Origin of the sequence: Kocuria palustris (genome assembly GCF_016907795.1) — a bacterium.
GTDB lineage: Bacteria > Actinomycetota > Actinomycetes > Actinomycetales > Micrococcaceae > Kocuria > Kocuria palustris.
The window spans coordinates 634,352-655,133 of sequence record NZ_JAFBCR010000001.1; the positions used below are offsets into that span (position 1 = coordinate 634,352).

The window sequence follows — 20,782 nt, forward strand, 5'->3', positions numbered from 1 at the left end:
TGCCCTCGGGTTCAGGACGACGCCGGCACCGGACGCTGCAGGTGCAGGAAGAACTCATGGTTGCCGTCCTGGCCCGGCAGCGGCGAGCGCATCCGCCCGAGCTCGATCAGGCCCGCAGCGACGCCTGCGGCCGCCACCTTCTCGACCGCCTCGAGGCGCTGCTGCTCTGAGGCGACCACTCCGTCGCGGCCCAGTCGATCCGCTCCGACCTCGAACTGCGGCTTGACCATGAGCAGCAGGTGCCCGCCGGGCAGGGTGGCCGCCGCCAGCGGTGCGATCACCAGGGTCAGGGAGATGAAGGAGACATCGCAGACGGTCAGCTCGGCAGGGCCGCCGATGTCCTCGGGGGCCATGTAGCGCAGGTTCAGGCCCTCGTGCACGCGCACCCGCGGATCCGCGCGCAGCTGCGGCACGAGCTGGTCGTGGCCCACGTCCACGGCCACGACCTCCCGTGCCCCGCCCCGCAGCAGCACGTCGGTGAATCCCCCGGTGGAGGCTCCGGCGTCCAGGCAGCGCAGCCCCTCCACGACGACGTCCGGGAACGCCTCGAGCGCCCCTGCCAGCTTGTGCCCGGCGCGGCTGACGTACTCGGGGCCCTCGGCCTCCTCGAGCTCCACCCCGGAGGTCGCGGCCACCAGCTGCGAGGCCTTCCTCGTGCGCTGCCCGTCCACGCTCACGCGGCCCTCGGCGATCCATCGGGCGGCCAGGGTGCGCGAGCGCGCCAGGCCCCGGGTCACCAGGGCGCGGTCCAGCCGCTCGGCGCTCGGTCCTTCAGAGCTCACGACGTCCCGCCGGCACCGGCGATGCGCGACTGCGCGGACTCGAGCTCGCGGGTCAGCCGCTCGTGGGCGTCCTGATAGGCGGCGGCGTGCTCGCCCACGGGGCGCTGGTCCAGGTCTTCGAGGTCCTGCAGGACGCGCTGGACCCCGGGGCTCTGCGAGGGCTCGAACGACTGGGTCATGCCGCCGTCCACTCGATCTCGGGGATCGAGGCCGTCTCGACCTGCGGATGCCGGGCCCACCAGGCGGCGCAGGCGGCGCGCCAGGCGTCGAGGTCGTCCTCATCACCGGAGATCCGCAGGCCGTCGTCGTGCGCGGTGGCCTGCGCGGCACCGCAGCGCGCGATGCTGGCGCCGTCCGATTCCTCCACGGCGATCTCCGCCTCCGGGGCGAAGAGCCCCGTGAGATCGGCGATGAGGTGATCGGGGCGCTCGTCGGTGATCGCACCGAGGGCGGTGCGCACCGTGTCCACGCCGGTGAGCACCAGGGCGGTCGCGAAGCCGGCGCGATTGCCGCCCAGGATGTCGGTGTCCAGCCGGTCGCCGACCACCAGCGGGCGCTGAGCCCCCAGGCGCTGGGCGCCGGTGCGGAAGATCGGGGCCTCGGGCTTGCCCGCGACCTCCGGGGTGCGCCCGGTCGCCCTGGCCACCGCGTCCACCAGCGTCCCGTTGCCCGGGGCGATGCCCCGCTCGCGCGGGATCGAACCGTCGGTGTTCGTGGCGACCCAGAGCACCGAGGCATCGGCCAGGGTGTAGGCCGCCTCGGCCAGATCGCTCCAGCCGATCTCCGGGTCGAATCCCTGGACGACCGCCACGGGGTCGTCGTGCTGGGAGCTCACCGGGGTCAGGCCGGCCTCGGCGATGTAGTCCGACAGCGCCTGGGCCCCCGTGATCAGCACCCGCGATCCGGCCGGAAGGCGGTCGCTGAGCAGTTGGGCGGCGGCCTGCGCGGAGCTGACCACGTCCTCGCCGCGGGTCGCCACACCGAGCTCGCTGAGGTGCTCGGCGACCGTCTCGACGGCGCGCGAGGCGTTGTTCGTCACGAACATCACCGGCACGCCCTCGGACTTGGCCCGCTCGAGCGATTCCGGAGCCTCCGAGATCGCCCCGGGACCGGCGTAGACCACGCCGTCCAGGTCGGCCAGGATCGCGTCGCAACCGTCGATCAGTCGCCGAGTCATCTCAGGAGTCCTCCTGCTCCGTCTCGCCCTCGCTCGCAGCACCGTCCGCGAGGGATTCGTCATCAGCGGCGGCGTCGCGGACGATGCCGCTTGGGCCCGACGACGGCGCCGGATCCTCATCGTCGTCGAAGCCGTCGGCGGAGGCCGACTCCCCGCCCATCGAGGCGAGGTCCTCGTCGTCGAGACCCGGCTGATGCTGCGCAGCGGGCTCCTCGGAGCCCTGCGCCGCGTCGTCCGCCTCGGCCTCGGCCTCGGCGTCGGACTGCCCGGTGACGTCGGAGACCCGGTCGATGTCGCGCTGGGCACCCTCGGCGGAGTCGAGCTCCACTCCGATCTCGTCCTCGCCCAGGTCCACGATCTCCGGGTCCTCGAACGGGCCGGTGCCCAGAGCGGCCTCTGCCACGAGGGCCTGCCGGTCCCAGGCGGTCGCCTCCTTCTCCCGCCCGACGCCGCGCAGAGCCTCGCCGTAGGCGCGGAACAGGCGCGGGCTGTAGGAGAAGCCGCGGTTGCGGTCCAGCTGCGGGATCTCCATGGCCTTCAGGGCGCCGTCGGCGTCGCCCTCGTCCCGGCGCAACCCTGCCACGATGATCGCCAGCTCCACGCGGGCATCGGCCGGAAGCTCGGTCACGCCCTCCGAGGTCGCCAGCTCCAGGGCCTTCTCCGGACGGCCCAGGGCCCGCTCGCAGTCGACCATCAGGGGCAGGTGGATGTCGTCGCCGGTCATGCGGCGGTACGTGCGCAGCTCCTTGAGGGCCTCGTGGTACTCGCCGTTCTCGTAGGCGGCCACGCCTGCGGCCTCGCGCACCGCGGCCACGCGACCGGCGCGGCTGACGGCGTAGCGGGCGTGCTCCAGCGCGAAGGCGGGGTCGTCCTCGATGTAGCGGGCGACCATCACCAGGTGCTGCGAGACGGCCTCGGCATTGTCGGCCTCGAGCGCGCGCACCTGGAACTGGGCGTCGCGGTCCAGCTCCTGGCCGGTGATGTCGGCATCGACCTCCGGACGCGGTGCGCGCACGGGACGGCCGCGCTCCTCGAAGGAGCTCGACGTCCGCCGCTGGCCGCCGCGGTCGTCGCGGCGTCCGTCCCGACGCTCCCCGCGGAAGCCGCCCTGCCGATCATCCCTGGGCCCGCCGCGCGAGTCGTCGCCGCGGAAGCCCCGACGCTGCCCATCGCGGAATTCCCCTCCTCTGGAGCCCCCGCGGGAGTCGGAGCCGCGGGAGCCGCCGCGGCGGTCATCACGGGCGCCGTCCCGACCGCCGTCGGGGCGAGTGCCCGGGCCTCGACGGTCGTCCCTGCGCTCGTCGCGACGCCCCTCGCCGCCGCGACGTGCCTCGCTGCTGTGACGCGGCTCGTCGCGCCATGCCGAGCGGGACTGTCCTCCGCGACGGTCATCGCCCCAGCTGCTGCGCCGCTCGCCGGAGCGCGCGCCGCCGCGGGAATCGTCGCGCCCGCCGGGGCGATCGCCGTCCCGACGCGGGCCGCGGTCATCCCTGCGCTCGTCACGGCGCTCATCACGGCGCTGCCCGCCGCGGTCCTCCCAGCGACGACCGGAGCCGCCGCCCTGAGAGGCACCCCGGAAGTCGCGACGGGGTCCGCGGTCGTCCGGACGCCCATCGTCGCCGCGGAAGTCCCCGCGCGGGCCCTCCGAGCGATCGCCCTGAGCCCCACGGCGATCGTCGCCGCGGAAATCACGCCGAGGACCGCCCGAGCGCTGTCCCTGGCCGCCGCGTGCGTCGCGCCCGCTGCGGGAATCGTCGCCGCGGAAGCCGCGTCGCTCACCATCGCGGGATCCGCCGCGCGCGTCGTCGCGGAAGCCGCGGCCCGAACCCTGGCGATCGTCACGCCGGGCGCCGCTGCGCCCCTGCCCCGACGATCGGTATCCGGAGCCGCCGCGATCGTCGCGACCCCGCCCCGGAGTCCGACGATCGCCGCCCCGGTCCTCGCCGCGATCGTTGTTGTCCTGCGACCAGGCCTCGGCCATCTCAGTCCTCCGGTGCGCGTCGCGCAGATATGTGTTCAACAATTCCGTGATCTGCAGCTCATCCGAGCGCAGCCGTGCCATAGTGAGGCCGCAGCGGATGCGACCTCTGAGCCATGGACGGCACAGTCTACTCGTCCGCCGATCGCAGAACCGGTCGCAGCACCTGAGCGAGCGCACCACAGCTGGTCTCAGGGCCGCCTCCCCACACCCTGAAGAAAGACCCTCCATGCTCAATCGAATGCTGTCCTCACTGCTGACGAGAATCGTCGTCGCCATTGTGCTCGGCGCCCTGTGCGGCCTGTTCTTCCCGGAACCGATCGCTCGCGTCTTCGTCACGTTCAACGGCCTCTTCAGCGGCTTCCTCGGCTTCCTGATCCCCGTGCTGATCCTGGCCCTCGTCGCTCCGGCGATCGCGGATCTCGGGCGCGGCGCCGGCAAGTGGCTGCTGATCACGGCCGCCGTGGCCTACGGCTCCACCATCTGTGCCGGCCTCATGGCCTTCGGCACCTCGATGGCGCTGTTCCCGTCGCTGCTGGCCGATGAGACCCACGACGGCGGCGCACTGAGCGATCCCTCGGAGGAGTCGCTGTCGTCGTTCTTCAGCATCGAGATGCCCCCGCCCTTCGAGATCATGACCGCGCTTCTGCTCGCCTTCTGCGTGGGCGTGGGCATCACGATGGTTCGCGGGACCACGCTGAAGAGCGGTCTGGAGGAGCTGCGCGACATCATCATGCTCGTGGTCACCCGCATCGTGATCCCGCTGCTGCCGGTCTACGTGTTCGGTTCGTTCCTGTCGCTGACCATGAACGGGCAGATCGGGACGGTCATCTCCACGTTCTTCAAGGTGGTCATCACCGCGTTCGTGCTCACGATCATCCTGCTGCTCCTGCAGTACGTGATCGCCGGGGCCATCGCCAAGAAGAACCCCATCCGCCTGCTCAAGAACATGCTGCCGGCCTACTTCACGGCCCTGGGCACGTCCTCCTCCGCGGCTACCATCCCGGTGACCCTGCAGGCCACCCGGAACAACGGGGTGAGCGAGGAGGTCGCCGGCTTCACGATCCCCCTGTGCGCCACGATCCACCTGGCCGGCTCGACCGTGAAGATCGTGCTGTTCTCCACCGCCGTCATGATGGTCACGGGCATCGAGATCGATCCGGTGCAGTACTTCGGCTTCATCCTGATGCTCGGCATCACCATGGTCGCCGCACCGGGCGTTCCCGGCGGTGCCATCATGGCCGCCGTGGGCATCCTGCAGTCCATGCGCGGCTTCGACGAGACTGCGATCTCCATCATGATCGCCACCTACGTGGCCATCGACTCGATCGGCACGGCCACCAACGTGACCGGTGACGGTGCGATCGCCGTGGCCATCGACCGCTTCTACAGGAAGTCGGAGGACATCGACGACGACGCTGTCGCTGAGGATCCGCAGCCCTCTGCTGTGTGATCTGCTCCCCGCGCCCTGAGCGCGGACGACGCGAAGGCCCCGAGCTCTCTGGAGGAGGCTCGGGGTCTTCGTCATTCGTCTCACCGCACAGCGAGCACCAGTGCCGCACCGCAGCGGGAAGCGACACCACACCCCCAGAAGCCCACGACCCCGCCATGACGACGAGAGCGGCCAAGGCCACTGCCTCTCGCCGAGTGGATACCCATTTGCGCTGAGACACCCCTCAGCGCAAGGCAGCGCACACTCGAATCACGTCTCAAACCAGCAGGGCCCGCGGAGGGTCGGCAGACAGAGCCAGGGCGGCCGAGAGCCGGCAGACAGAGCCAGGAGAGCTTCTGGAGCGGAAACACCCACTCCCCTGTTCGAGTGGATCGCCAGTTGCATTGAGGACGCCGATACCGCAACTGAGGATCCATTCGAGCGTTGGGAGCCAGCCCCGGCTCCACACCCAGGCGCAGCGGGGTCCAGAGCTGCCCGTGCCGATGCCCCGAACGGCCCTCAGTCTTACTCAGAACCGGCACCGGCCTTTGAGATCGATTGGATGCTCAATTGCGTTGAGGACGCCGACAACGCAATTGAGCATCCAATCGGCGTGGGGCGGCAGCTCAGCTTGCGGCGTCATCGCGCGCAGGTGCTATCTGCCGCTTCGCTGCTCACGGCCGCATCCCCCCCCTCACCGAAGCCGGCCCTTGACCGGCATTCGAGTGGATCCTCAGTTGCGCTAAAGGCCCTCATAGTGCAATCAGGTATCCACTCAGCAGGAGGGGGCAAAAAGCATCTGGGCATGCGAAAAGAGGCCGACCGCGACTCGACCCATCCTCACCCTCACGGTGAAGACGAGGAGTCAGCGATCAGCCTCTCTCCGTACAAATAATTGCGGCGGCGACCTACTCTCCCACACCCATCAGAGTGCAGTACCATCGGCGCTGTGAGCCTTAGCTTCCGGGTTCGGGATGGGACCGGGCGTTTCCCTCACGCTATAACCACCGCAAACCTGCCACCACCACACACCGCAGTGCGCGTGGAAACCTGTTCACGAACCTACCACCCACCACCGCCAACCCCGCTAACGGGAACCAGATGGTTGTGGGACAGTGTTGTTCCAAAACCGTACAGTGGACGCGAAACACGCTGCTATTCACACCCCCAAAAGGGCTGCAAGACATGTTGTGTGTGTGAAGATCATCGGCTTATTAGTACTGGTCAGCTCCACGAGTCGTCAGTCCTCGCTACCACATCCAGCCTATCAACCCAGTAGTCTCCTGGGAGCCTCACCCCCACAAAGGAGGAAGGAAATCTCATCTCGAAGCAAGCTTCCCGCTTAGATGCTTTCAGCGGTTATCTCTCCCGAACGTAGCCAATCAGCCATGCACCTGGCGGTACAACTGACATACCAGAGGTTCGTCCGTCCCGGTCCTCTCGTACTAAGGACAGACCTTCTCAAATTTCCAACGCGCGCAGCGGATAGGGACCGAACTGTCTCACGACGTTCTGAACCCAGCTCGCGTGCCGCTTTAATGGGCGAACAGCCCAACCCTTGGGACCAACTCCAGCCCCAGGATGCGACGAGCCGACATCGAGGTGCCAAACCATGCCGTCGATATGGACTCTTGGGCAAGATCAGCCTGTTATCCCCGAGGTACCTTTTATCCGTTGAGCGACGGCCATTCCACAATGTACCGCCGGATCACTAGTCCCGACTTTCGTCCCTGCTCGAGCCGTCACTCTCACAGTCAAGCTCCCTTGTGCACTTGCACTCAACACCTGATTGCCAACCAGGCTGAGGGAACCTTTGGGCGCCTCCGTTACTCTTTAGGAGGCAACCGCCCCAGTTAAACTACCCATCAGGCACTGTCCCTGACCCGGATCACGGGCCGAAGTTAGATATCCAGAGCGACCAGAGTGGTATTTCAACAACGACTCCACGAACACTGGCGTGTCCGCTTCACAGTCTCCCACCTATCCTACACAAGCCGCACCGAACACCAATACCAAACTATAGTAAAGGTCTCGGGGTCTTTCCGTCCTGCTGCGCGTAACGAGCATCTTTACTCGTACTGCAATTTCGCCGAGTTCATGGTTGAGACAGCGGGGAAGTCGTTACTCCATTCGTGCAGGTCGGAACTTACCCGACAAGGAATTTCGCTACCTTAGGATGGTTATAGTTACCACCGCCGTTTACTGGGGCTTAAATTCTCCGCTTCGACTTGCGTCTAACAGGTCCTCTTAACCTTCCAGCACCGGGCAGGAGTCAGTCCGTATACATCGTCTTACGACTTCGCACGGACCTGTGTTTTTGATAAACAGTCGCTTCCCCCTGGTCTCTGCGACCCTTACCCCCTCCACACCGCAAGGGCATGTCAGGGTCCGGGCCCCCCTTCTCCCGAAGTTACGGGGGCATTTTGCCGAGTTCCTTAACCATGATTCTCTCGAACGCCTTAGTATTCTCTACCTGATCACCTGTGTCGGTTTGGGGTACGGGCGGCTAGAACCTCACGTCGATGCTTTTCTCGGCAGCATAGGATCACCGAATCCCCCACCAAAGGGGTCCCATCACGTCTCAAGCTATATGAGCCACGGATTTACCAATGACTCGCCCTACACGCTTAGACCAGGACTACCATCGCCTGGCTCGGCTACCTTCCTGCGTCACACCTGTTAACACGCTTACCTCCCTGGATCAGGTCCCACGCATCCCACCACAACCACACACCACAAAGTGGCGCATGAGAAACGGGTGGAACCGGTGGTTAGTATCCCCAGTTCAGTATGGGCGGTTCTTCGCCGGTACGGGAATATCAACCCGTTGTCCATCGACTACGCCTGTCGGCCTCGCCTTAGGTCCCGACTCACCCGGGGCAGATTAGCTTGACCCCGGAACCCTTGATCATTCGGCGGACGGGTTTCTCACCCGTCATTCGCTACTCATGCCTGCATTCTCACTCGAACAGGCTCCACCACTCGGTCACCCGGCAGCTTCACCACCCGCTCGACGCTCCCCTACCCAACACACACAAAACCATTACAGTCACCACACAGCACCCGAACCACAACACCAAAGGTGTCCCGGCCACGAGTGGTGCACGGAAATGTGCATTGCCACGACTTCGGCGGTGTACTTGAGCCCCGCTACATTATCGGCGCGGAATCACTTGACCAGTGAGCTATTACGCACTCTTTCAAGGATGGCTGCTTCTAAGCCAACCTCCTGGTTGTCTGAGCAACTCCACATCCTTTCCCACTTAGCACACGCTTAGGGGCCTTAGTCGGTGGTCTGGGCTGTTTCCCTTTCGACTATGAAGCTTATCCCCCACAGTCTCACTGCCGTGCTCTCACTTACCAGCATTCGGAGTTTGGTTGACGTCAGTAACCCGTTGGGGCCCATCAGCCATCCAGTAGCTCTACCTCTGGCAAGAAACACACGACGCTGCACCTAAATGCATTTCGGGGAGAACCAGCTATCACGAAGTTTGATTGGCCTTTCACCCCTACCCACAGCTCATCCCCTCCATTTTCAACTGAAGTGGGTTCGGTCCTCCACGCGCTCTTACACGCGCTTCAACCTGGCCATGGGTAGATCACTTCGCTTCGGGTCTAGATCACGCCACTCAACGCCCTCTTCAGACTCGCTTTCGCTACGACTACCCCACACGGGTTAACCTCGCGACATGACACTAACTCGCAGGCTCATTCTTCAAAAGGCACGCCGTCACCCCAAAAGGCTCCGACGGCTTGTAGGCACACGGTTTCAGGTACTATTTCACTCCCCTCCCGGGGTGCTTTTCACCTTTCCCTCACGGTACTGGTCCGCTATCGGTCATCAGGTAGTATTCAGGCTTACCAGGTGGTCCTGGCAGATTCACACGAAGTTTCACGGGCTCCGTGCTACTCGGGAAACACCACGCGCGGCAACAATGATTTCGTCTACGGGACTCACACCCTCTACGGCACACCACTCAAGATGATTCGACTATCACGCTGCACTCACACGACCCAGCCGGCAGACCGGGCACTGATGCTCCCACAACCCCGCCCATGCAACCCCTGCCGGGTATCACACACAGACGGTTTAGCCACTTCCGCTTTCGCTCGCCACTACTCACGGAATCACTGTTGTTTTCTCTTCCTGCGGGTACTGAGATGTTTCACTTCCCCGCGTTCCCCCCTGCACCCTATGTATTCAGATACAGGTCATCGCCCTCACAGACGACGGGGTTTCCCCATTCGGAAATCCTCGGATCACAGCCCGCTTATCGGCTCCCCGAGGCATATCGCAGATTGCCACGTCCTTCATCGGCTCCTGATGCCAAGGCATCCACCGTGCGCCCTTAGTAATCTTCAAACAGACACACAAAAATATTCTCACATAAAGAATAAGATGCTCGCGTCCACTATACAGTTCTCAAACAACACCAGCCGCCCCCCTCACCACACACACCGTGCGCAACTACCTGAAGCAAGCCACAGAACACACACCCAACCACCACACCCCCACCCACAAAGGCACAGGGACCACGGTGACGGGGCCTGTTGTTCCAGGACCCGACAGTGCACCAAACCACCAACCGTCAACAGCACCCACGCACCAAGCAAGCACGCAGACACCAGACAGTGATCAGACACCCACCACAACCCGAAGGTCGCACCGGCTGCCTCGTCCGCTGATATTCCACCCATGAGCACGAACCCACCACCGGGCCCTCGAAACGGGCCAGGTGCAGCGGGTCTCACCAAAACAACCCCCACACCAAGTAAGCGGTGTGCGGGCGGGCCGCCACACGGCGACCAGAATGAAGCTCCTTAGAAAGGAGGTGATCCAGCCGCACCTTCCGGTACGGCTACCTTGTTACGACTTAGTCCCAATCGCCAGTCCCACCTTCGACGGCTCCCTCCACAAGGGTTGGGCCACCGGCTTCGGGTGTTACCGACTTTCGTGACTTGACGGGCGGTGTGTACAAGGCCCGGGAACGTATTCACCGCAGCGTTGCTGATCTGCGATTACTAGCGACTCCGACTTCATGAGGTCGAGTTGCAGACCTCAATCCGAACTGAGACCGGCTTTTTGGGATTAGCTCCACCTCACAGTATCGCAACCCTTTGTACCGGCCATTGTAGCATGCGTGAAGCCCAAGACATAAGGGGCATGATGATTTGACGTCATCCCCACCTTCCTCCGAGTTGACCCCGGCAGTCTCCCATGAGTCCCCACCATCACGTGCTGGCAACATGGAACGAGGGTTGCGCTCGTTGCGGGACTTAACCCAACATCTCACGACACGAGCTGACGACAACCATGCACCACCTGTATACCGACCCCAAAGGGGAAGAACCATCTCTGGAACGATCCGGTATATGTCAAGCCTTGGTAAGGTTCTTCGCGTTGCATCGAATTAATCCGCATGCTCCGCCGCTTGTGCGGGCCCCCGTCAATTCCTTTGAGTTTTAGCCTTGCGGCCGTACTCCCCAGGCGGGGCACTTAATGCGTTAGCTACGGCGCGGAAAACGTGGAATGTCCCCCACACCTAGTGCCCAACGTTTACGGCATGGACTACCAGGGTATCTAATCCTGTTCGCTCCCCATGCTTTCGCTCCTCAGCGTCAGTAACAGCCCAGAGACCTGCCTTCGCCATCGGTGTTCCTCCTGATATCTGCGCATTCCACCGCTACACCAGGAATTCCAGTCTCCCCTACTGCACTCTAGTCTGCCCGTACCCACTGCACACCCGGGGTTAAGCCCCGGGCTTTCACAGCAGACGCGACAAACCGCCTACGAGCTCTTTACGCCCAATAATTCCGGACAACGCTTGCGCCCTACGTATTACCGCGGCTGCTGGCACGTAGTTAGCCGGCGCTTCTTCTGCAGGTACCGTCACTTGTGGCTTCTTCCCTGCTGAAAGAGGTTTACAACCCGAAGGCCGTCATCCCTCACGCGGCGTCGCTGCATCAGGCTTTCGCCCATTGTGCAATATTCCCCACTGCTGCCTCCCGTAGGAGTCTGGGCCGTGTCTCAGTCCCAGTGTGGCCGGTCACCCTCTCAGGCCGGCTACCCGTCGTCGCCTTGGTGAGCCATTACCTCACCAACAAGCTGATAGGCCGTGAGCCCATCCAAGACCAGTAAACCCTTTCCACACACCACCATGCGGTGACATGTAGCATCCAGTATTAGACCCAGTTTCCCGGGCTTATCCCAGAGTCAAGGGCAGGTTACTCACGTATTACTCACCCGTTCGCCACTCATCCACACCAGCAAGCTGGTGCTTCAGCGTTCGACTTGCATGTGTTAAGCACGCCGCCAGCGTTCGTCCTGAGCCAGGATCAAACTCTCCGTTGAAAAACGAAAAACCATACCTGGCTGGAATCAAAATAATAATCGACAGCACGTCACGGGAACGAGACGCACTGACGCATCAACTGATCCAACCAAACAAAAAATTGCTTGAACTGGTATCAGCAGACAATTTGGCACACTATCGAGTTCTCAAACAACAGACGATCAACCAGCCCGTCTCACCAGGCCCGCGAAGATCAGGTCCTTCAGCCGCCGCAGTTCACGAGACCCGAACCTTCGTTCATCTCTCGTTCACCGTTGTGCGGCCAGATAATCTTACTCGCTTCACCCGCTCTTCACAACCCGGCCCCTTCGATCCGATCCCCCACGCCCACGCAGTGCAGGGCGAAGCGATCTGCTCGATCGAGCCGTTCAATGGTTGTGTCGACGCAGGATCATCCGGATCGGTGATCCTGCCGCTGCGCCGCACCGGTTCGAACCGGCGGGCCGCTCGCGGCGACAGAGAAGAACACTACACACCGCTCAGCACGCCCGCAAACCATCTGGGCCATTTGTGCTGCACCCCACAGGAAGCCCTCATCCGCCGGCCGAGGACCACGACGAGGCCCCCGAGCCCCGCGGCAGACAGCCGCGGGGCTCGGGGGCCGAGTCAGGCGCGCACCCGCAAGAACGCGCACCCGCATGAAGGTGCCATTCGGGTCACTCCCCCAACACGACTCCCGCCATGTTCTTCTTGCCGCGCTTGAGCAGGGCGTACCGGCCGTGCAGCAGCTGCTCGTCCTCTAACTGAGCCTCGATGCCCTGCACCTTCTGGTTGTTCACGGAGACGCCGCCCTCCTGGAGGGTGCGTCGCGCCTCGGAGCGGGTGGTCGACAGCCCCGTGGCCACGAGCAGGTCGATCAGCGCTCGATCCTCAGCACCCACGGTCGCCGAGGGGAGCTCCCCGATCACCGCGGCCAGGGTCTGCTCGTCCAGAGCGCCGAGGTCCCCCTTGCCGAACACGGCCTCGGAGGCCGCGATCGCCTGCTCGGTGGCCTGGGCCCCGTGCACCAGCACGGTGACATCCCACGCGAGCTGCTTCTGCGCCTCTCGGCGGAAGGGCTCCTCGGCGACCTTGCGCTCGAACTCGGCGATCTCCTGGCTGGTGCGGAAGGTGAAGACCTTGAGGCGGTCGAGCACATCGGCGTCGGCGGTGTTGAGCCAGAACTGGTAGAAGGCGTACGGCGAGGTCAGCTCGGGGTCCAGCCAGATGGCGTTGCCCTCGGACTTGCCGAACTTGGTGCCGTCCGAGTTGGTGATCAGCGGTGTGCCGATGGCCTGGACCGCGGTCCCCTCGACCTTGCGCACCAGCTCCGTGCCCGAGGTCAGGTTGCCCCACTGATCCGAGCCGCCGGTCTGCAGCATGCAGCCGTACTCGCGGTGCAGGTTCAGGAAGTCCATGCCCTGCAGGATCTGGTAGCTGAACTCGGTGTAGGAGATGCCCTCCTCCGAGTTCAGCCGCTTGGCCACGATCTCCTTCTTGATCATGGTGCCCACGCGGAAGTGCTTGCCGATGTCGCGCAGGAAGTCGATCGCCGACATCTCGCCGGTCCAGTCCATGTTGTTGACCATGCGAGCGGCGCTGTCGCCGTCGAAGGACAGGAAGCGCTCGATCTGCTCGCGCAGCTGCCCGACCCACTGCTCCACGACCTCGCGGGTGTTCAGCACCCGCTCCGAGGTCTGGCGGGGATCGCCGATCAGTCCGGTCGAGCCGCCGACGAGCCCCAGCGGACGGTGCCCCGCCAGCTGCAGCCGGCGCATGGTCAGCAGCTGCACCAGGTGCCCCAGGTGCAGCGAGGCCGCCGTGGGGTCGAAGCCGCAGTAGAACGTGATCGGCTCCCCGTCCAGCAGCTCCTGGAGGGCCGCCTGGTCCGTGGACACGTGCACGAGCCCGCGCCAGTTCAGCTCCTCCCAGATGCCCGGGAAGTCGGGGTCGTTGTGCTGGGCCGCCAGATCGATCGCGGTGGTGGGTGTCGGGATCACGTCGGGGTACCTCTCGGGTTGCGGAAGCGGAAGGGGTTTCAGGCGCGGACGCCGTCGTAGCCGGCGGGCAGCGGGCCGGCCGAGACGGTGCGCAGCCTCTGGGTGGGACGGGTCATGGCCACGTACAGGGATCCGACGCCGCGGTACTCGTCGATGATCTCCTGCGGCTGCACGAGGACCACGGAGTCGAACTCCAGGCCCTTGGCATCCCACGTGGACAGCACGACGACCTGGTGCTCCAGCCGGCGCACACCCGCGCCCACCCTGCCGGGCAGGCGCTCGGAGAGATGCCGGCCGATGCCGCGCACGCGCTCCTCCGGGGCGATGACGGCCACGAGACCGCCCTGGACGACCTCGAGCTCCTCCTCGAGCTGGTCGTCGATCGCGCGCATGATCGCGGCGTCGTCGGCCTGAGCGGGCAGCTGCGCGATGATCGGCGGCTCCCCCTCGCGCACCGCTCGCGGAGCGGCCACGTCCTGACCGGCGGCGCGGGCGACGGCCGCGGCGACCGAGGCCACTGCCTCAGGCGTGCGGTAGTTGACCGTGAGCTCCTCCAGGCTGAGACGCTCCCCCACGAAGGGCGCCAGGGCCTCGCCCCAGGAGGCGGCGGCCGAGGCCGAGCCGGCCTGGGCGATATCGCCGACCACCGTGAACGACTTCATGGGGCATCGGCGCATGAGCACCCGCCACTGCATGGGCGTCAGCTCCTGCGCCTCATCCACCACGACGTGCCCGTAGGCCCAGGTCCGATCGGAGGTCGCGGCCTCGGCCGCGGTCATCCGGTGCTCCTGCTCCTCGTTGAACTCCGTGAGGTCGCTGGCGCTCACCACGCCGTCGACCCCGACGTCCTCGAGGGCCTGGCTCATGTTGTAGAGCGCCCGCTCGGCCATCTCGGTGGCCTTGGCGCGCTCCGCCTCACCGGTGCGGATCCGCACGCCGGCGTCCTCGAGGGTGCCCAGGCGCTCGGCGGCCTCGTCCAGCAGCGGGACGTCCGAGACGGTCAGCGCAGCGGCGGCCGGGCGCTCGAGCTGGTCCCGCTGGGCGGGGCTCAGGTGGCGGAAGGCCGAGTCGAGGTAGCGCCGCTTGGCAAAGAGCTGGCGCACCAGCGTCTCGGCCGACAGCGGTAGCCACAGCAGGTTCACGGCCCGGCGCACCTCGGGGGCCTGGCGCAGGTCCTCCACCAGGTAGGAGCGATCGATCGCGTTGCCGGAGGAGGCGTCGAGCTCCTCCCCCAGCTTCTCGGCGAGCTCGCGCAGGATGATCTTCACGAAGGTCGCGCGGGCCTCGTTGTGCGGCTTGCCCGTGCCCCTGGCCTTCTCCCGGGCCCGTCGGGCGAGCTGCCGGGTCAGCACCACGCGGTGCGAGTCCACGGTGAGCACGAGGTCGCGCTCGGGCAGCTTCTGCCGGTCCTTGACCGCCTGCTTGATGACGTCGACCATCTCCAGGCCTGCCTTGAGACCGGCGACCTCGCGGTCGCGCTCCGGCGCGCCGTGGATCCCGGGGAACAGATCGGCCAGCGACGACATCACCACGCCCGTCTCGCCCAGAGAGGGCAGCACGCGGTCGATGTACCACAGGAACGACGACGACGGCCCGACGAGCAGCACCCCTGACTTGCGCAGCCGCTCCCGGTGCTCGTAGAGCAGGAACGCCGCGCGGTGCAGGGCGACCGCGGTCTTGCCGGTGCCCGGACCGCCCTGGACCACGCGCACGCCCTGCAGAGGGGCCCGGATGATCCTGTCCTGCTCGGCCTGGATCGTGGCGACAATGTCCGTCATGCGACCCGTGCGCTTGGAGTTCAGCGCCGCCAGCAGAGCGCCTTCACCCTGCAGGACGGACTCATCGTCGAGCAGCTCGGGGTCCAGGACGTCGTCCTCGATCGCCGAGACATGTCGTCCGTCGAGGATCAGGTGGCGACGACGGCGCACGCCCATGGGGCTGCGGCCCGTGGCCTGGTAGAACGCCGCGGCCTCGCGGGCGCGCCAATCCACCAGGAGGCGTCGGTGGTCCTCCGTGGCCAGGCCGATGCGCCCGATGTAGCGCGTGGAGGCCTCTCCGGTCTCGGTGGTGTCCAGGCGTCCGAAGGCCAGCCGCTTGTCGACGGCCTCGAGCTGGGCGAGCCGATCCTCGTAGTGGGTGGCGAAGGCATCGCGCTCCGAGCGGGACTGATGTCCCGTGCCCATGTCCGTGCGGCGCACGCGCGCCAGCTCATCGGCCTTCTCGCGTCGCAGCTCGTCCAGGCGGTCGTAGAGCCCCGTGACGTAGCGCTGCTCGATCTCCAGCTGCTCGTCCAGTGCGCTGCCGTGGCCCTGCCCGCGGTCGTCGGGCAGGCCGGTCTCAGCACCGCTGCTCCTGGCGACATCCGTCATGTGCTCGTGCTCCTTGAAACGTCCGCCTCCCCGATCAGCCGCGATCGGGCAACCAGTCATGCTAATCCCCCGGGCATGAACAGGAGGTTGCCCGCAGCGCTTCATGTCGTCCGCCCTCAGCGGATCGCGGCGGGACCTCCCGGCTCTCAGACGCGATACAGGGCCCGGGTGCGGTGCCCGCCCAGCTTGCCTCGGCCGCGCTGGTCGGTCAGCTCCATCAGCAGCCCGAAGCCCGCGATGTGCAGCCCCGCGCGGTGCAGCAGCTTGGCACTCGCCTCGAGCGTGCCGCCGGTGGCCAGGATGTCGTCGACCACGAGCACGCGGGAACCGCGGGCGACGTCGTCGGTGTGGATCTCCAGCACGGCCGAGCCGTACTCGAGCTGGTAGCTCTCCCGGTAGGTCTCCCGGGGCAGCTTGCCCTCCTTGCGGATGGGGATCACGCCGGCGCCCGTGGCGCGCGAGACCGCACCGGCCAGCAGGAAGCCGCGCGCCTCGATGCCCGCCACGTACTCGAACTGCCCCCGGAAGGCCTCACCCAGGGCGTCCACGGCGCGGGCGAAGGCGGCCCCGTCGGCGAACAGCGGCGTCAGATCCCGGAAGAGGACCCCGGGCTCGGGGTAGTCCGGGATCTTTGCGCACAGCCGGTCGATCATCTCCTCGACCGATTCGGGTCGCGGGGCGGGCACGGGAGCAGGGCTGGGCTGAGTCACCCGGCCATGCTAGTGCCACCGCCGCGGGTGCGCCGCTTCTTGGGCGTCGCACGACGGTACGGGGAGACCGTGGGATCGCCCTGGGCGGCGAAGCGCCACGGGAACCGCTCCGTGCCGCCCTCCCCCGAGACCCCTGTGCGCGGGGTCGTCACGATCGTCCGCGGAGGGCTCCCCGGTGCGAGCACCAGGTGCCGGCCGCCGTCTTCGTGCGCGCGGCCGCGCAGGGGCGCGCCGTCGTCCTGCAGGCCGAGCCCCAGGGCCTGGGCGAGGTTGCCCGGGCCACGGGCCAGGGAGACCGCCGCGGGCTCCGAGGCCCGCCGGGCGCTGCGACGGGCCACGGCCAGCTCCTGGCCCTCGACGACCTCGCCGGAGCGCAGCAGGCAACCGCCGGGGATGCCCTGCGGGCGGCACACCAGGTTCAGCGCATGATGCAGCCCGTAGGTGAAGTACACGTAGGCGTGACCGGCCGGGCCGAACATGGACGCATTGCGCGCGGTGCGCCCGTTGTAGGTGTGCGCTCCGGGGTCCGGCAGATCCGTGTCCGCGGGCCCGCCGTAGGCCTCGACCTCTGTGAGGCGCACGGTCACGCGGCCCTGCGGGGTGATGGTGGTGAGCAGGCACCCCAGCAGCAGCGGCGCGGCCTCCGGGGCCGGGCGCTGCAGCAGCTCGAGCAGCTGAGGGTCCAGATCAGCTGTTGCGCTCTCGTGCATCCGTCCGCTCAGGCCTGGACGACGGGTGCGCGGTTCTCGAAGGCCTCCAGAGCCGCCAGGCGCTCCTTCAGCGCCGCCAGCTGAGCGGCGACGGCGTCGGGACCGGTGCCGCCCTGCGAGGACCGCGAGCGCAGGGAGCCCTCCAGCGTCAGGACCTCGCGCACCTGCGGGGTGAGGCGCTCGTCGATGGCAGCGAAGTCCTCGTCGGTGATGTCCCACAGCTCGATGTCGCGCTGCTCGCAGACCCGCACGGCGTCGCCGGAGATCTCGTGGGCGTCGCGGAAGGGCACGCCCTGGCGGACCAGCCACTCGGCGATGTCCGTGGCCAGCGCGAATCCGCGCGGTGCCAGCTCGGCCATGCGCTCGGTGTGGAAGCTCAGCGTGGCGACCATCCCGGAGACGGCCGGCAGCAGGACCTCGAGCTGATCGATGGCGTCGAAGACCGGCTCCTTGTCCTCCTGGAGGTCGCGGTTGTAGGCCAGCGGCAGGGCCTTGAGCGTGGCCAGCAGGCCCGTGAGATCGCCGATCAGGCGCCCCGCCTTGCCGCGGGCGAGCTCCGCCACGTCCGGGTTCTTCTTCTGCGGCATGATCGACGAGCCCGTGGAGAACGAGTCGTGCAGGGTCACGAAGGAGAACTCCTTGGTGGCCCAGGTGGTGATCTCCTCCGAGATGCGGGAGACGTCGACCGAGAGCATGGCGCAGATCCAGGCGAACTCGGCGTAGACGTCGCGCGAGGCGGTGCCGTCGATCGAGTTGTGGACTGCGGAGTCGAAGCCGAGCTCCTGGGCCACGGCGTTCGGGTCCAGCCCGAGCGTGGACCCGGCGAGAGCGCCGGAGCCGTACGGGGAGACGGCCGCGCGGCGGTCCCAGTCCGCGAAGCGCTCGACGTCGCGGACCATGGCCCAGGCATGGGCCAGCAGGTGGTGCGAAAGCAGGATCGGCTGGGCGTGCTGCAGGTGCGTGCGCCCGGGCATGGGGGCGAACGGGTGCGCCTCAGCCTGCTGGATCAGGGCGCGGACCACGTCCAGCAGCTCCTTGGCAATGATCGAGGCGTGATCGCGCAGGTACATGCGGCCCTCGGTGGCGATCTGGTCGTTGCGCGAGCGGCCCGCACGCAGCTTGCCGCCCAGCTCCGGGCCGGCGCGCTCGATCAGCCCGCGCTCCAGGGAGCCGTGCACGTCCTCGTCCGACTCCGCCGGCAGGTAGTCGCCCGAGCGGACGTCGGCCTCGAGCTGATCGAGGGCCTCGATCATGCCGACGAGCTCGTCGTCGGTGAGCAGGTCCACGGCGTGCAGCACGCGGGCGTGGGCGCGGGAGCCGGCGATGTCGTACGGGGCCAGGCGCCAGTCGAACTGCGTCGACTTGGACAGCGCCGCCAGGGCCTGATCCGGTCCGCCGGCGAAGCGGCCTCCCCACAGCGCGCCCTCGTTGGTCCCGTGCTTGACGTGCTCTGCCACTGGTGCTGCTCCTCGATCGCTTCCGTCTACTGGTCCCAGCTTAGGGCTGGAGGTGTGTGGGTTCGTCGTTCACTTGGTACGGGATGGGCGGTGGGCCCCTTCCTTGACTGCTTCGCTTGACGTCTGCGGAAGGGGCCCGCCGCCCATCCCCCGCGCCGACGCCTCGCAGCCTCACGTCACCGAAGCAGGCCGTCGCAGCCTCCCGAGGGGCCGCGTGTGCAGGGCATCATCCGGTGAAGGTCTGCACACGGGGCTCCTCGCGACGTCGTCGGGAGAGAGTCGCGTACGGGTCCGCAAACGACGGACGCCGGCCGACCACGTCGCGGACGGGAGAAGGCGCGGCGGCCCCTCCTCCCGCAGACGTCAAGCGAAGCAGTCAAGGGAGGAGGGGCCGCCGCGCCCTCCGTGACGAGCCAGGATGCTCAGAGCCGAAGCCTCACTTGCCCTCTGCGGCCAGGCGCTGATCGCGCGCCGAAGCGACCTTCGAGGACATGCCGAACAGCTCGATGAAGCCGCGGGCCTGGGACTGGTCGAAGGAGTCGCCCTCGTCGTAGGTCGCCAGGTTGAAGTCGTACAGCGCGGTCTCCGAGCGACGGCCGGTGACGGTGGCCTTGCCGGCGTGCAGGGTCATGCGGATGTCGCCGTTGACGTAGCGCTGGGTGTCGTCGATGAAGGCGTCAAGCGACTTCTTCAGCGGCGAGAACCACTGGCCGTCGTAGACCAGCTCGGTCCAGCGCTGGCCGACGGTCTTCTTGAACCGGGCCTGCTCGCGCTCGACGGTGACGTTCTCGAGCTCCCGGTGCGCGGCGATCAGGGCCATGGCGCCGGGGGCCTCGTAGATCTCGCGGGACTTGATGCCCACCAGGCGGTCCTCGACAATGTCGATGCGGCCCACACCCTGGGCGCCGGCGCGGCGGTTCATCTCCTGGATGGCCTCGAGCGGGGTCACCGGGCGGCCGTCGATCGAGACGGGGATGCCCTGCTCGAAGCCGATGATGACCTCATCGGGCGCCGGCGGGAAGGCGGGATCGTCCGTGTAGTCGTAGACGTCCTTGGTGGGGCCGTTCCAGATGTCCTCGAGGAAGCCGGTCTCGATGGCGCGGCCCCACACGTTCTGGTCGATCGAGAAGGGGTTCTTCTTGGTCGTCACGATCGGCAGGTCATTGCGCTCGGCGTAGTCGATGGCCTTCTCGCGGGTCAGCGCCAGGTCGCGCACCGGGGCGATGCACTTGAGGTCCGGGCCCAGGGTCTGGATGCCGACCTCGAAGCGGACCTGGTCGTTGCCCTTGCCGGTGCAGCCGTGGGCGACGGTGGTGGCGCCGAACTGCTTGGCCGCATCCACCAGGTGCTTGACGATCACGGGACGCGAGACGGCCGAGACCAGCGGGTAGGAGTCCATGTACAGGCCGTTGGCCTTCAGCGCCGGCATGCAGTACTGCTCGGCGAACTCGTCGCGGGCATCGGCGACCACGGCCTCCACGGCGCCGCAGTCCAGCGCGCGCTGGCGGATGGCCTCGAGGTCCTCACCGCCCTGTCCGACGTCCACGGCCACGGCCACGACCTCGGCCCCGGTGGCCTCGCCGATCCAGCCGATGGCGACGGAGGTGTCCAGGCCGCCCGAGTAGGCGAGTACGACGCGCTCGGTCATGAGTGTCTCCTTGAGAGGTTCGATGCTTCAGGTCTTCTGTGCATGACTATACACAGCGTGTTGTATTTATGCATTGCCGGGGCGCGTCGGCAGGCGGGATACTGGGTGGTCGATCCCCGAGCACGACCGCGGGCGGCCTCTGACCGCCATCATCTCGCAGTCGGCGCCCCGACCCCGCCAAGGAGCA

Annotated in this window: 11 protein-coding genes and 3 rRNA genes; 1 reads left to right on the plus strand and 13 read right to left on the minus strand. The window is 66.6% G+C overall.

Annotation, left to right across the window (positions count from 1 at the left end):
- Positions 1 to 11: 11 nt before the first annotated feature.
- From JOE55_RS02700 to JOE55_RS02715, 4 genes are read right to left on the minus strand one after another with little or no spacing between them, the layout of a single operon-like run.
- Entirely contained in the window at positions 12 to 782 is a 771-nt protein-coding gene (locus tag JOE55_RS02700) for a TlyA family rRNA (cytidine-2'-O)-methyltransferase (RefSeq protein ID WP_204781953.1), read from the minus strand.
- A complete protein-coding gene (locus JOE55_RS02705) occupies positions 779 to 961 on the minus strand; it encodes a hypothetical protein (RefSeq protein ID WP_006215836.1) in 183 nt (60 codons plus the stop codon). The genes JOE55_RS02700 and JOE55_RS02705 overlap by 4 nt, the downstream gene beginning before the upstream one ends.
- Positions 958 to 1,959, minus strand: coding sequence for an HAD-IIA family hydrolase (locus JOE55_RS02710; protein ID WP_204781954.1), 1,002 nt, complete (start codon positions 1,957 to 1,959; stop codon positions 958 to 960). The genes JOE55_RS02705 and JOE55_RS02710 overlap by 4 nt, the downstream gene beginning before the upstream one ends.
- 1 nt (position 1,960) lies before the next feature.
- Positions 1,961 to 3,940, minus strand: coding sequence for a hypothetical protein (locus JOE55_RS02715; RefSeq protein WP_204781955.1), 1,980 nt, complete (start codon positions 3,938 to 3,940; stop codon positions 1,961 to 1,963).
- Between the two features lie 238 nt (positions 3,941 to 4,178).
- Here JOE55_RS02715 and JOE55_RS02720 point away from each other — a divergent pair, with 238 nt between their 5' ends.
- Positions 4,179 to 5,390, plus strand: coding sequence for a dicarboxylate/amino acid:cation symporter (locus JOE55_RS02720; RefSeq protein ID WP_204781956.1), 1,212 nt, complete (start codon positions 4,179 to 4,181; stop codon positions 5,388 to 5,390).
- Positions 5,391 to 6,264: 874 nt separating this feature from the next.
- Here JOE55_RS02720 and rrf read toward each other — a convergent pair.
- From rrf to JOE55_RS02765, 9 genes are all read right to left on the minus strand, one after another.
- Positions 6,265 to 6,381 (minus strand): 5S ribosomal RNA (gene rrf, locus JOE55_RS02725).
- A 182-nt stretch (positions 6,382 to 6,563) separates the two neighbouring features.
- Positions 6,564 to 9,732, minus strand: a 23S ribosomal RNA gene (locus tag JOE55_RS02730).
- 462 nt (positions 9,733 to 10,194) lie between these two features.
- Positions 10,195 to 11,721: ribosomal RNA gene (locus JOE55_RS02735) — 16S ribosomal RNA — on the minus strand.
- Together the 16S, 23S and 5S rRNA genes form the textbook arrangement of a ribosomal RNA operon.
- A gap of 657 nt (positions 11,722 to 12,378) precedes the next feature.
- Positions 12,379 to 13,701: a tyrosine--tRNA ligase gene (gene tyrS, locus JOE55_RS02740; protein WP_204781957.1), complete on the minus strand. Its 1,323-nt coding sequence runs from the start codon at positions 13,699 to 13,701 to the stop codon at positions 12,379 to 12,381.
- Between the two features lie 38 nt (positions 13,702 to 13,739).
- On the minus strand, positions 13,740 to 16,070 hold the full coding sequence (locus tag JOE55_RS02745; RefSeq protein ID WP_204781958.1) for a HelD family protein: 2,331 nt from the start codon (positions 16,068 to 16,070) through the stop codon (positions 13,740 to 13,742).
- Between the two features lie 146 nt (positions 16,071 to 16,216).
- Positions 16,217 to 16,723 (minus strand): adenine phosphoribosyltransferase, encoded by a 507-nt coding sequence (locus tag JOE55_RS02750; protein ID WP_029643733.1) that lies wholly within the window; start codon positions 16,721 to 16,723, stop codon positions 16,217 to 16,219.
- Positions 16,724 to 16,776: 53 nt separating this feature from the next.
- On the minus strand, positions 16,777 to 17,490 hold the full coding sequence (locus JOE55_RS02755) for a DNA-3-methyladenine glycosylase (protein ID WP_024290197.1): 714 nt from the start codon (positions 17,488 to 17,490) through the stop codon (positions 16,777 to 16,779).
- A gap of 8 nt (positions 17,491 to 17,498) precedes the next feature.
- The gene (gene argH, locus JOE55_RS02760; protein ID WP_204781959.1) at positions 17,499 to 18,947 is read right to left on the minus strand and encodes an argininosuccinate lyase; all 1,449 of its coding nucleotides are present in this window, start codon (positions 18,945 to 18,947) and stop codon (positions 17,499 to 17,501) included.
- A 436-nt stretch (positions 18,948 to 19,383) separates the two neighbouring features.
- Positions 19,384 to 20,595: an argininosuccinate synthase gene (locus tag JOE55_RS02765; protein WP_024290195.1), complete on the minus strand. Its 1,212-nt coding sequence runs from the start codon at positions 20,593 to 20,595 to the stop codon at positions 19,384 to 19,386.
- Positions 20,596 to 20,782: the final 187 nt, after the last annotated feature.